We start from the raw sequence: 12,715 nt of genomic DNA on the forward strand, positions 1-12,715 counted from the left end.
TACGTGGGTTCAATAGCGCGCTCCAGTCTGGTCCCGCTGTTGAACCGGCGTCAAGTAAGGTGCGGGCATGGCCGCGAACCAGGGGGAGCGCATCCGGCGTCGGCTCCGTACCGAGGAGCGCCGGGAGCAGCTTCTGTCGGTCGGCGCGCGACTGTTCTCGGAGCGCCCCTACGACGAGGTGTGGATCGAGCAGGTCGCCGAGATCGCGGGCGTCTCCCGAGGGCTGCTGTACCACTACTTCCCCACCAAGCGCGACTTCTTCGCGGCGGTCGTCGCGTGCGAGAGCGAGCGGATGCTGCGCATGACGGCGGCGGTCCCCGGCGTCCCGGTCCGCGAACAGCTCGCGTCGGGCCTGGACGCCTATCTGGAGTACGTGCAGACCCACGCCCACGGCTACCGCGCCTTCCACCGCGCGGACGCGGCCGGCGACCAGGCGGTGCGTACGGTCTACCGGCGGGCGCTGGCGGCCCAGGAGCGCCAGATCCTGGCGGCCCTCGGCGCCGATCCCGAGTTCGGCCCGGTCTTCGAGGAGCGCCCCGACGTACGGCTCGCGGTGCGCGGCTGGCTGGCCTTCACCACGGCGGTCTGCCTGGAGTGGCTGCGCGGGCCGGACCTGTCCCGGGACCAGGTACGGGACCTGTGCGCGCGGGCGCTGCTGGGGGTCATCGCCCCGCCGCGGTGATCGCCGAGACCGGGGTGATCGCCACGGCCATGGTGGTCGGCGCGACCGTGGTGGTTGGCGTGATCACAGATCTCCGATAGCTTAGGCAAGGCTTACCTAAGGAGGTTTTTGGGATGGGTGACAGCCAAAGCTGGGCGGCCGTGCCGTCGGCGGCCGAGCGGGCCCGTTCGGTGCTCGCCGCCTCGTGGTCCTGCGCGGTGACCGCGGACGGCGGGCGCGAGGAGTTCGTCGGCGCGCACACCGTCGACGACGACGGCCGGGTGATCCTGCACGTGCCCGAGGACAGCGCCCTGTTGACGGCGGCGATCTGCGCACCGCGCGGCGAGCCGTCCGCCGTGCTGGAGTTCGCGGACGTCGCGCCCGTCCCCGTACGCAGCCGGATCCGCACCCGGCTCTGGCTGGCCGGCTGGTTCGCGCCCGAGGGCGACCACCTGGCCTTCCACGCCACCCGGATCGTGCTGAAACCGCCCACCGGCGCGGTCGTCGTCGACCTCGGCGACTTCGCAGCCGCCGCACCCGACCCGCTGGCCACCGCCGAGGCCCATCTGCTCACCCATCTCGCCGACGCCCACCCCGACGCCGTGGAGCGGCTCACCCGGCTCGTCCAGCGCGACAGCCTGCACGGCGCCGTCCGCGTCCAGCCGCTCGCCGTCGACCGGCACGGGCTGACGCTGCGCATCGAGCGCGCCCGCGCCCACGGCGACGTACGCCTGCCGTTCCACGCACCCGCCGACGACGTCGGCGAGCTCACCGAGCGGATGCACGTCCTGCTCACCCAGGCCGCCGCCTGCCCGCGCGCCCTACAGCGGCAGCGCGCAGACGGTGACGGGTGACGCGAACGGCTCGCCCACGAGCCGCAGTTCACCGCTCGCGGCGGCCACCCGGAACACGCTGACCGTGCCGGAGCGCTGGTTGGCGGCGAACAGCAGGCCGCCGTCCGGTGCCAGGGCGATCTGCCGGGGGAAGTCCCCGGCCACCGGCACCGTGCCGAGCAGCCGCAGCCGGGCCCCGGCCGCCTCCACCGCGTAGCGCGCGAGGCTGTTGTCGCCGCGGTTGGCGAGGAACGCGTACGCGCCGTCCGGCGTCACCGCCACCTGCGCCGGATAGTTGGTGCCCGCCTTCGCACCCGTGGACTGCGGCCTCCCGATGGTCAGTTGCCCGCTCGACGGCTCGTAGGCGCAGACCGTGACCGTGTCGTCGGCCTCGTTCGCGAGATAGGCGTACCGGCCGCCGGGATGGAAGGTGAGGTGGCGCGGACCGGCGCCCGCCCGGGTGTGCGCCTGCGCGACCTCCGTGAGCGTCCCGGCCTGCTCGTCCAGGCGGTAGCTGTACACGGTGTCGGTGCCGAAGTCGACGGCGAGGACATGGCCGCCGTCCGGGGCGGTGACGAACTGGTGGGCGTGCGGCCCCTGTTGACCCTGCCGGGGCGCCGGACGGGTGTGCGTCACCGAGTCGGTGCGCTCGCCGAGCGCCCCCGAGGCGTCGATCGGGTGCACGGCCACCGTGCCCGAGCCGAAGTCGGCGCTGAGCAGCCACCGCCCGCCCGGATGGACCGACAGATGGCAGGTGTGCGCCCCGCCCGTCGCCCGGCTGCCCAGCACCTTCCGGTCGGACAACCGTACGGCCGTCACGGCACCCGCCTCGCGTTCGTCCGCCGCGTACAGCGTGCGGCCGTCCGGGTGCACCGCGAGGTACGACGGGTCCGGGACGCCGGTGATCGTGCCCCGGCCGGTGATCCGCCCCGAGCCGGGGTCGTACGAGGCGACGCCGATGCCCTTCCCGCCGCCCTCGGCGGAGGTGTAGGTGCCCAGGTAGAGGGGGCGGGGGAGGGAGCGGTCGGAGGGGCCCGGCGAGGCGTCCGGCCCGGACTCGGGGGCGGACCCCGCCGAGAACTCCGGCGCGGCCTGCGGCGATTCCGGGGTCCTGGAGGTCTTCGCCGGGGTCTTCGAGGTCCCCGGTGAGCCGCCGTCGCCGGCGCACCCGGCCAGGGTCGGGGCCGCCGCCGCGCCGCCGAGCGCGCCGAGCACGCCGACGAAGCGGCGCCTGCTCCAGCCGGCCCCGCCCGCCGCTTCCGTACCACTGCCCATGCCCGCACCTCAGGTCGCCGTGCACCACCGCCGTGACAGCCACCTTGACCCGGACCGGCCGTCGAACGCAAAGGCGGCTACCAGTCGCCGTCCGCCACCGGCTTCCCCGGCGCGTCCTTGAGGTGGTGCACCTGGCCGGGCGCGGGCTCCTGCCACGGGTCCAGGTCCGCGCCGAGCCACTCGCCGACCGGCTGGACGGCGGCCAGGGCGTCGCTGGGGGCGACGTCGTGCGCGGCGTCGTCGTAGTAGTCGTACCAGGGCAGCCCCGCCTTGGTGTACGCGGCGCGGTCCACCGGGGACGGCGGGGGCTCCTCGCCGGTGATACGACGCCACTCCGGGGGCGTCACCAGGTGCACGAAGACCCGGGCGGCGGGCTCGAGCGCGTAGTCCGTGACGGCGCGGACGTCGTCGTAGACCTCCTGCCGCATCGAACCGCCGACCCCCAGACCCATCGCCGCTGCCGCCCGGGCCCGGGGCGCGCCGCCCGGGGCGGGAGCCGCGGCGGCCATCATGGGGGCCGCGCCGGGCGCGGGCGGAGCGCCGTACCCGCCGCCGAACGGCCCCGGCGGGCGCGCCGCCGCGCGGCGGCGCTCGGCCTCGCGCCACTCGGCGCGCTTCGCCTCGCTCAGCGGGAACGACTGCAACTGGACCCCGCCCCACACCTCCTCGCCCGTGACCTGCCCTTCCACGGTCGCGCCCAGGCCCAGCGGCACCGCCACGAACTGGCGCACCGTGCCCCGGCCCGAGTTGATGCCGTCCAGCCAGGGCTGACGCGGCAGCGTCACGTAGTTCTGCGGGTCACGGGAGAGCCGGTCGCTCCACGGCCGGCCGGAGACCGCGCACACCTTGCCCGCCCCGACCTGCAACGCGGCCGGCTCCGTCGAGCCCGCGAAGCTCAGCCACATCGCCTCACGCAGATACATCGGCAGCAGCACACCGCCCCGCGCCAGCCACTCGGCGGGCACGGTGTCGGGGTGGTCGGCGACCCGGCGGAGCGGGAACACGCCGAGGCCGGGCGGCAGGTCGTGCGTCCCCCGCTCCGGCAGCCGCAGCGTCCGCATGAACCGCACCGCCACCCCGCCCGGCAGCCTCAGCGTGTCCCCGTCGATCCGTACGGTGGTGTCGGCCATCGGCCCGCTCCCTCGCATCCGGCGCCGGCCCCGTCCCGGCGCTCCCTCAGAGGTAACGCCCGTCCATGCCCGTACGGTTCCGCCACAGCTTCTCCTGGACGCCCAGGCGCTCGCGCAGCCGGGTGAGGCGCGGCATGCGGGCGCGCTGTTCCCGCGACACGCGGTCGAGGTCCTCCAGGAGACGGCTCGTGCGGTGCTCGGTGTCCAGCTCGTCGAGGATGCGGTTGACCTCGGTCAGCACCGCGCCGTGCAGATGCCACTGGCGGGCGTCGTGCTCGAGCTGCTCCAGCAGCAGTCGGGCGAGCTTGTCGCGGGTGGTCGCGGCCTGCCGCAGTTCGGCGCTGAGCCGGGCCTCGGCGGCGTCCGCGTTGAGGCTGACACTCGTCGTGACCAGCACCGCGAAGCTGACCAGCGCGTCGGCGATCTCCGACAGCAGCCGCTCCACGGTCTCGCCGGTCCCGGGCGGGAACAGCGGCTGCGGCTCGCGCTCCTTGGCGAGGTCGGTGAGGGTCCGGGCGAGTACCCGCAGCACGACCGTGCAGATCTCCAGCGTGTCCAGACCGGTACGCAGCACCACCTTGTGCAGCAGCCCCTCGCGCACGCGCGGGTTCAGCCGCAGGCTGTCCTCGGCCTGCCGCAGCGCCGCGTCCACCTCCACGATGTCGTGGTCCAGCCGGCGCGCCTCGTGCAGCCGGGCGGCCGCCTGCTCGACCGGGGTACGGCCGGCCGCCTCCTCGCCGATGCGCAGCATGAGCTGCCGCAGCCGCCGGGCCAGTCCCTCGATCGACGCGCCCGCCTCCTCCACCCACACCGGAGGCGGCAGCAGCAGATTGCAGCCCAGCCCGACGACCGCGCCGATCAGCGTCTCCACCACCCGCGACCACGCGGTGTCGCCGACGGTGGTGACCCCGAGGACCAGCATGGCGCTGATCGCCACCTCCGGGACGTACTCGTCGACCCGCACCAGATGCCCCACGGCCAGCGAGGCCACGATCAGCAGCGCGAGACTCCACCAGGTCAGACCCACCAGGAGGCTGAAGGCGATCGCGACGAGGACGCCGGCCACCACCGCGTTCACCCGGCGGATGCCGTTGGTGAGCGTGGCGTACAGGGTGACCTGGACGACCAGCAGCGCGGTCAGCGGCGCGGTGAGCGGGAGCGCCTCGGGGCTGAGCCGCAGGGCGATGACATAGGCGACCGTGGCCGCGGCGGACGACCGCAGCGCCTGGACGACGACGGGTTCCCGGTAACGCCGCACCAACCGCACGAGCGGCGCCGCGCGCTCACGTACATCTCGCATCCCCAGTCCCGTTCCCGTTCCTCAGCAGCCTCGAACGTTTCTGAGAAACTCGAACGTCTCTGGTCGCGAGCGAGTCTAGAGGGCCAGGGGCCCGACTCCCATGGTCGTCCCCCGACTGTCCGCGCCCGGTGACAGCGGGTCGCCGGACACTGACGCCACGTACGGAGGACCGCCTCACCGCCTACGCCTCGCCCGCCTGCGCCTCACTGGTCGGGACCGGTGGCCACACCCCCGCCGCCAGCACCCCCAACGCGTAGGCGCGGGCGACGAGTTCCGTGCGGTTGGCCGCGTCCCAGCGGGCGGACAGGCGGCGCAGGTGATAGGTCACGCCGTCCGTGGTGAGGCCGGTCTCGCGGGCGGCGCGGGCCGTGGTGGCGCCGCCGGCGAGCAGCGCGAGGATCCTCGCCTCGACCGGTGCGACCCGGACCGGGGGAGCCGCCTGACGGGGCGCGCGGTCGCCGAGGACGCGCAGCATCACCAGCAGCGCGGGCGTCTCCTCGACCCGGTCGCTCACCGGGTCCGCCGTCAGCTCCCCGTACCGCTCCCCGCCGCCGGGCCCCTGCCAGCTCACCGACACCTGGTAGCGCGAGCGGTGCCGCAGCCGCAGGGCCTCGGCGATCCGCTGCACCTGGGTCGTCTCCTGCGGCCGGAACAGCTCCAGCACGTCCCGCCCGCGCAGCCGCCCCGGGCTGCTCCCGCACTCGGCGGCCATCGCCGGGTTGGCCAGCAGGACGGCACCGTACACATCGCACACCGCCACCGGTACCGACACCCGGTCGAAGACCATCAGCGCACGGTTGCGCCACACCACGGCGTCCCGCTCCGCCCCCTCAGCCATGGACGGGGCGCGCCGCCACCGCCACCGCCACGTGCAGTGGGCGCGGAGCGGGATCCAGGGTCTCGTCCGGGGCGGTGGACGGCGTGGTCGGGGCGGTGGTCATGCGGTCAGCCTAATAACCGGCGCGGAGGGCCCCCGCAACCCCTCACGCGGCTTTCCCACTGCACGAACGTGTAGTGCGACGGCACGGCCCCCGCAGCCGGGTGGATCACGCTGGATCCCGGTACCTCCGTACGCCCGTACAGCGAAAGGCAGTTGTCGCGCCATGCCCCCCACCACGCCGCGCACCCCGGACTCCCTCCCCGGCATCGGCACCGGCAGCTCCGACATCCCCGTCGTCGACATCAGCGCCACCGGCCCCGGCCACGCCCCCGTCCAGCAGGCCATGGAGCTCATGCGGGAGCACGGGCCGCTGGTCGTACGGCGGTTGCACGGGCGGGACACCGTGTTCGTCGCCGATCTGGACCTGGTCGCCGACCTCGCCGACGAGCGGCGGTTCGCCAAGCATGTCGGGCCCGCCCTGGAGAACGTCCGGGAGTTCGCGGCCGACGGCCTGTTCACCGCCTACAACGACGAGCCGAACTGGGCGAAGGCGCACGACATCCTGATGCCGGCGTTCGCGCTCGGCTCGATGCGCGCCTACCACCCCGTGATGCTGAAGGTGGCCCGCCGCCTCATCGGCGCCTGGGACGGCGCGGCGAGCGCCGGGCAGCCGGTGAACGTGCCCGACGACATGACCCGGATGACCCTCGACACCATCGGACTCGCCGGATTCGGCTACGACTTCGGGTCGTTCGAGCGCGACGAGCCGCACCCCTTCGTCGAGTCGATGGTGCGCTGCCTGGAGTGGAGCATGACCCGCCTGGCCCGGGTCCCGGGCGGCGACTACGCGGCCGCCGACGCCGCGTTCAAGGCCGACGCCGACTATCTCGCGCAGGTCGTCGACGACGTCATCGCGGCCCGTACCGCGGGCGCAGGCGAGGGCGGGCACGGGGACGCCGACGACCTCCTCGGGCTGATGCTCACCGCCGAGCACCCCGCCGACGGCACCACCCTCGACACCACCAACATCCGCAACCAGGTCATCACCTTCCTGATCGCGGGCCACGAGACGACCTCCGGCGCCATGTCGTTCGCGCTGCACTACCTCGTCAAGCACCCCGCAGCGCTCCAGCTCGTCCAGCGCGAGGTCGACGCGTTGTGGGGCGACACCGCCGACCCCGAGCCGACGTACGACGAGGTCGGCCGGCTGACCTACACCCGGCAGGTGCTCAACGAGGCGCTGCGGCTGTGGCCCACGGCCGCCGCGTTCAGCCGGCAGGCCCTCGAGGACACGCTGCTCGGCGGGCGGGTGCCGCTGAAGGCGGGGCAGTCCGTGGTCGTCCTCGCGCCGATGCTGCACCGCCAGCCCGTCTGGGGCGACAACCCCGAGCTGTTCGACCCCTCCCGCTTCACGCCCGAGGCCGAGGCGGCCCGCTCCGTGCACGCCTTCAAGCCGTTCGGCACCGGTGAACGCGCCTGCATCGGACGGCAGTTCGCGTTGCACGAGGCGACGATGCTGCTGGCGATGCTCGTCCACCGCTACCGCCCGCACGACCACGCCGACTACCGGCTCACCATCAAGGAGACCCTCACCCTCAAGCCCGACGGCCTCACCCTCACGCTCACCCCGCGCACCCCCGCCGACCGCGTCCACCCCCAACTCCCGGGCGCGGCACCGACTCAGACCGCGCCGACGGCCGACACCAGTGCCCTCCCCGCCCGGGTCCGCCCCGGCACCGCCGTCCTCTTCCTGCACGGCAGCAACTACGGCACCTGCCGCGAGTTCGCCGCCCAACTCGCCGACGAGGCCGCGGAGATCGGCTGCGAGACGCAGGTCGCGCCGCTGGACGCCTACGCGGACGGCCTGCCCACCGACCGCCCGGTCGTCATCACCGCCGCCTCCTACAACGGCCGCCCCACCGACGACGCCACCGCCTTCGCCGCCTGGCTGGAGGAGACCCACGACCTCTCCGGGGTCGACTACGCCGTCCTGGGCGTCGGCGACCGCAACTGGGCCGCCACCTACCAGCACGTCCCGACCCGGCTCGACGACCGCCTCGCCGAACTCGGCGCCACCCGCCTCACCGACCGCACCGCCGCCGACGCCTCCGGCGACCTCCCCGGCGCCGTACGGGAGTTCACCGCCCGCCTGCGCACCGCGCTCCTGGAGCGGCACGGCGACCCCGAGGCCACCGCCGCCGCTCCCGCCGACGAGCCCACCACCGGCTACGAGGTCCGCACCCTCACCGGCGGCCCGCTGGACGCCCTCGCCGCCCGGCACGGTCTCGTCCCGATGAAGGTCACCGAGGCGTACGACCTCACCGCCCCCGGCCACCACCGCCGCAAGCGGTTCCTGCGGGTCGCCCTGCCCGAGGGCGTCACCTACCGCACGGCCGACCACCTCACCGTGCTCCCGGCGAACGACCCCGCACTCGTCGACCGCGCGGCCACCGCCCTCGGCGTCGACCTCGACACCGTCCTGGACATCCGCGCCACCCGCCCGCGCCGCGACGGCCTCACCGTCGACCGACCGGTGACGGTACGTCAACTCCTCACCCACCACGTCGAGTTGCAGGACCGCCCGAACGCCGGTCAGCTCACCGCGCTGGCCGCAGCCAACCCCTGCCCGCCCGAACGCGCGGCCCTCGCCGCCTTCCCCGCCGACGACCCGCGCACCCTCGTCGAGGTGATCGAGGACCACCCGGCGCTGCGCGGCGCGCTGGACTGGCCGCGACTCCTCGACCTCCTCACCCCGCTGCGCCCCCGCCACTACTCCTTCTCCTCCTCGCCCGCCGTCGACCCCGGCCACGCCGACCTGATGGTCTCCCTGCTGGCCGCGCCCGCCCGGTCGGGCAAGGGCGTCTACCGGGGCACCGGCTCCGGACACCTCGCCCGACTCGTACCGGGCGACACCGTGTACGCCCGCGTCCAGCCCTGCCGCGAGGACTTCCGGATCGACGACCGCGCACCCGTGGTCATGGTGGCCGCCGGCACCGGCCTCGCCCCGTTCCGCGGCGCCGTCGCCGACCGCACCGCCGCCCTCGCCGCCGGGGCCGAACTCCCGCCCGCCGTCTGCTACTTCGGCTGCGACGCCCCGGACGCCGACTTCCTGCACGCCGAGGAGCTGCGCGCCGCCGAGACCGCCGGAGCGGTGTCGCTGCGCCCGGCCTTCAGCCAGGCTCCCGACGGCGGAACGCGGTACGTCCAGCACCGCATCGCCGCCGAGGCCGACGAGGTCTGGCGACTGCTGGCCGACGGCGCCCGGGTGCACGTGTGCGGCGACGGCTCACGGATGGCCCCCGGCGTCCGGGACGCGTTCCGTACCCTGTACCGGGACCGCACGCCCGGCGCCGACGACACCGCCGCCGAGACATGGCTCAACGGCCTGATCGCGGACGGCCGTTACACCGAGGACGTGTACGCGGCGGGCTGATCGACAGCAGCGACAGATGGGGTGGGTGCACGATGACGGACTCCTGGGCGCGGGCCCGGAACGCGCTGGAGGCGGCGGGCATCCCGCCCGACCGCCTGGCCCACCTCGCACCGCTGCGCGGCGGCACGTACAACACCGTCGAGGAACTCCGCCTCACGGACGGCAGCCGCTACGTACTGAAGGTCGCGCCCACCGCGCCGGGCCTGCGCCACGAGCGCCGACTCCTCGTCGGCGAGGCGGAGTTCTACCGCGGGGCGGCCGAGGCCGACGTCCCGGCACCCCGCGTCGTGGCCCGCGACGGGTCGTGGCTGCTGATGACCTGGTGCCCGGGCGACACCTGGAGCGGTGCACTCACGCTGGCCGAACAGCGGGCGCTGCGCGCGGAGTTGGGCGGTCAGGTCGCCCGGCTGCACGAGGTGACCGGGCCCGGCTTCGGCTACCCCACCGGAGCCCTCGGCCCGCTCGCCGCCGACTGGCGCACCGCGTTCACGGCGATGTTCGACGCCGTCCTCGCCGACGCCCGTGAGTACCGCGCCCGACTGCCCCGTCCCGTCGACGAGGTCGCCGCCGTCGCCCGGTCCGCGTACGACGCCCTCGACGAGGTCACCGTCCCGCGCCTGGTCCACTACGACCTGTGGCCGGGCAACATCCTGGTCGACCGCGCCGACGGAACGCCCCGGATCGGGGGCCTCATCGACGGCGAGCGCATGTTCTGGGGCGATCCGCTCGCGGACTTCGTCTCCCTGGCGCTGCTCCAGGACATCCGGGACGACGAGGCATTCCTCGCGGGCTACCGGGACGCCGGCGGGCACGCCGTGTTCGACGCGCCCGCCCGGCTCCGCCTCGCCCTCTACCGCGCCTACCTCTACCTGATCATGCTCACCGAGACGATCCCGCGCGCGGTCGCCCCGGATCAGGCGGAGTGGGTGCGGAAAGTGGCCGCCCCGCAACTCGAAGCGGCACTCGACGAGATCAAGATCGGGAGCTAGGAGCTAGAGGCCGGACGCCGCTGCGAGTGGCGTGGACTAGGCCTGTGCGGGGAAGGCGTTCACGCCGGTCAGCTCGGCGGACAGCTCCCACAGCCGCGCCGCCTGCTCCGGGTCCGTCGCCCAGGCCTCGACGCCGGTGCGCTGGTCGCCGTCCGTGACGGGCTCGGCGATGTCGCAGTCCTCGAGGTAGACGCCGCCCATCCCGGCCAACTGCGGCGAGGTCGCCGCCCACACCTGGGTGGCCGCGCCCTGCTCCGGGGTCTTGAAGCCCTCCGGGTTGAGCGCGTTGCCGTCCTCGTCGATCCAGCCGCGCTCCACCATCTCCGCCTTGGCCATATGCCGCTGGAGGGGCGTGAGGATGCCGCCGGGGTGCAGGGCGAAGGCGCGCACGCCCCGGTCGCGGGCCAGCCTGTCCAGGTGGACGGCGAACAGCACGTTCGCGGTCTTGGCCTGCCCGTACGCCTCCCACTTGTCATAGCTCTTCTGCCACTGGACGTCGTCCCAGCGCATCCCCGACAAGAGGTGGGCCCGCGAGGAGACGGACACGATCCGGGCGCCGCCGGGCTCGATCGCCGGCCACAGCCGGTTGACGAGGGCGAAGTGGCCGAGGTGGTTCGTGGCGAACTGCGCCTCCCAGCCGGGGCCGACCCGGGTCTCCGGGCAGGCCATGATCCCGGCGCTGTCGATGACGAGGTCGATGGTCCGGCCGGAGGCGAGGAAGCGGTCGGCGAAGGCGCGCACGCTCTCCAGGTCGCCGAGGTCGAGCTCGTCCGTCTCGACGCCGTCCAGGCCGGCGAGGTTCTCGCGGGCCGTGTCCGGGCGGCGCGCGGGGACGACGACGTGGGCTCCGGCCTTGACCAGCGCACGGGTCGTCTCCAGCCCGAGACCGGAGTACCCGCCGGTGACGAGGGCCAGCTTCCCGGTCAGGTCGATGCCCCGCAGGACCTCGTCGGCGGTGCTCGTGGCGCCGAAGCCCGAGCCGATCTTGTGCTGTGCGGTGGTGGTGCTGTTCGGGTCGGTGTGCGTGTCGCTGTGGTTCATGCCGAGAACGCTACGAATTGGAGTGCTCTCGAAGTCAACTGCGACACCGGGCGCCGAGCGGGCACCGAGCGGGTGCCGACCGAGCGCCGACCGTCTCAGCGGCCCGCCACGCCCGCCGCCCCCGCCGGTACCCGTCCCTCCCGGGTCCAGGCCAGCAGGTCGTCGAGCGGCCAGGTCGTCACGATCCGTTCCGGGGGCACCTCGCACTCCTCGGCCCGCGCGCAGCCCAGGATCTGCCAGTCCAACTGGCCGGGCGCGTGGGCGTCGGTGTCCACCGAGAACAGCGCGCCCGCCGCCACCGCCCGGCGCAGCAGCCGGCGCGGCGGGTCGAGCCGCTCGGGCCGGCTGTTGATCTCCACGGCCGTACCGGACTCGGCGCACGCCGCGAACACCTCGTCCGCGTCGAACTCCGACTCCGGCCGCCCCCGCCCGCCCCGCAGCCGCCCGGTGCAGTGGCCCAGGATGTTCGCGTGCGGGTCGCGCACGGCGTTCACCATGCGGCGCGTCATCGCACGCGACTCCATGCGCAGCTTGGAGTGCACGGACACCACGACCACGTCGAGCCGCTCCAGCAACTCCGGCTCCTGGTCCAGCGACCCGTCGTCGAGGATGTCGCACTCGATGCCGGTCAGCAGCCGGAACGGCGCCCAGGTCGCGTTGAGCTCCTCGACCAGGTCCAGTTGGCGGCGCAGCCGCTCGGGCGAGAGCCCGCGGGCGACCGTCAGGCGCGGCGAGTGGTCGGTGAGCACGGCCCACTCGTGGTCGAGCGCGGCGGCCGCCCGGCCCATCTCGTCGACGGGGCTGCCGCCGTCCGACCAGTCGGAGTGGACATGGCAGTCGCCGCGCAGCAGCGCCCGCAGCCCGGACCCCGCGCCGTCGGTGAGCGGCAGCCCGGCCTCGCCCTCCAGTGTCTCCAGATACGACGGCACCTGCCCGGCGAGCGCCTCGCGCACCACCTGGGCGGTCCGCGGGCCGACGCCCTTCAGCGACTCCAGCGTGCCGGCCGCCGCCCGCTGCTCGACCTCCGCCGAGGGCAGCCGCGCCAGGACCCGGGAAGCCGTACGGAAGGCCCGTACCCGGTAGGTCGGCGCCAGGGACCGCTCCAGCAGGAAGGCGATCCGGTCCAGAGCATCGAGGGGATCCATCGCCACCTCCTGGCTCCAGGGTTCCCCA

At 74.4% G+C, this 12,715-nt stretch carries 10 protein-coding genes; 4 read left to right on the forward strand and 6 right to left on the reverse strand.

Annotated elements, in window-relative coordinates; translation table 11 throughout:
* Window positions 1–67: 67 nt before the first annotated feature.
* Together BMZ82_RS01730 and BMZ82_RS01735 are read left to right on the forward strand one after the other, a co-directional pair.
* Window positions 68–682, forward strand: coding sequence for a TetR/AcrR family transcriptional regulator (locus tag BMZ82_RS01730; RefSeq protein WP_093770809.1), 615 nt, complete (start codon window positions 68–70; stop codon window positions 680–682).
* A gap of 113 nt (window positions 683–795) precedes the next feature.
* Window positions 796–1,515 (forward strand): DUF2470 domain-containing protein, encoded by a 720-nt coding sequence (locus BMZ82_RS01735; RefSeq protein WP_093770811.1) that lies wholly within the window; start codon window positions 796–798, stop codon window positions 1,513–1,515.
* On the opposite strand, the gene BMZ82_RS01740 is transcribed toward BMZ82_RS01735, so the two are convergent.
* The 4 genes from BMZ82_RS01740 to BMZ82_RS01755 all read right to left on the reverse strand — a co-directional run bounded on the left by BMZ82_RS01740 (window position 1,483) and on the right by BMZ82_RS01755 (window position 6,037).
* On the reverse strand, window positions 1,483–2,769 hold the full coding sequence (locus tag BMZ82_RS01740) for a lactonase family protein (RefSeq protein WP_177244332.1): 1,287 nt from the start codon (window positions 2,767–2,769) through the stop codon (window positions 1,483–1,485). The genes BMZ82_RS01735 and BMZ82_RS01740 overlap by 33 nt on opposite strands.
* 77 nt (window positions 2,770–2,846) lie before the next feature.
* The gene (locus tag BMZ82_RS01745; protein WP_093770813.1) at window positions 2,847–3,899 is read right to left on the reverse strand and encodes a hypothetical protein; all 1,053 of its coding nucleotides are present in this window, start codon (window positions 3,897–3,899) and stop codon (window positions 2,847–2,849) included.
* Between the two features lie 46 nt (window positions 3,900–3,945).
* Window positions 3,946–5,199 (reverse strand): FUSC family protein, encoded by a 1,254-nt coding sequence (locus tag BMZ82_RS01750; RefSeq protein WP_093770815.1) that lies wholly within the window; start codon window positions 5,197–5,199, stop codon window positions 3,946–3,948.
* A gap of 181 nt (window positions 5,200–5,380) precedes the next feature.
* Window positions 5,381–6,037, reverse strand: a complete 657-nt coding sequence (locus tag BMZ82_RS01755; protein ID WP_093770817.1) for a PAS domain-containing protein — start codon at window positions 6,035–6,037, stop codon at window positions 5,381–5,383.
* A 265-nt stretch (window positions 6,038–6,302) separates the two neighbouring features.
* On the opposite strand from BMZ82_RS01755, the gene BMZ82_RS01760 reads away from it, so the two are divergent.
* Complete coding sequence (locus BMZ82_RS01760; protein WP_093770819.1) at window positions 6,303–9,512, forward strand: bifunctional cytochrome P450/NADPH--P450 reductase; 3,210 nt, start codon at window positions 6,303–6,305, stop codon at window positions 9,510–9,512.
* A 32-nt stretch (window positions 9,513–9,544) separates the two neighbouring features.
* Window positions 9,545–10,501, forward strand: a complete 957-nt coding sequence (locus BMZ82_RS01765) for a phosphotransferase family protein (RefSeq protein ID WP_093770821.1) — start codon at window positions 9,545–9,547, stop codon at window positions 10,499–10,501.
* A 36-nt stretch (window positions 10,502–10,537) separates the two neighbouring features.
* Here the strand turns inward: BMZ82_RS01765 and BMZ82_RS01770 are convergent, their stop codons facing one another.
* Both BMZ82_RS01770 and BMZ82_RS01775 read right to left on the reverse strand, forming a co-directional pair.
* Window positions 10,538–11,542: an SDR family NAD(P)-dependent oxidoreductase gene (locus tag BMZ82_RS01770; RefSeq protein ID WP_093770823.1), complete on the reverse strand. Its 1,005-nt coding sequence runs from the start codon at window positions 11,540–11,542 to the stop codon at window positions 10,538–10,540.
* 95 nt (window positions 11,543–11,637) lie between these two features.
* The gene (locus tag BMZ82_RS01775) at window positions 11,638–12,687 is read right to left on the reverse strand and encodes a PHP domain-containing protein (RefSeq protein ID WP_093770825.1); all 1,050 of its coding nucleotides are present in this window, start codon (window positions 12,685–12,687) and stop codon (window positions 11,638–11,640) included.
* Between the last annotated feature and the right edge of the window lie 28 nt (window positions 12,688–12,715).

This window comes from Streptomyces sp. yr375 (assembly GCF_900110755.1).
Taxonomy (GTDB): Bacteria; Actinomycetota; Actinomycetes; order Streptomycetales; family Streptomycetaceae; genus Streptomyces.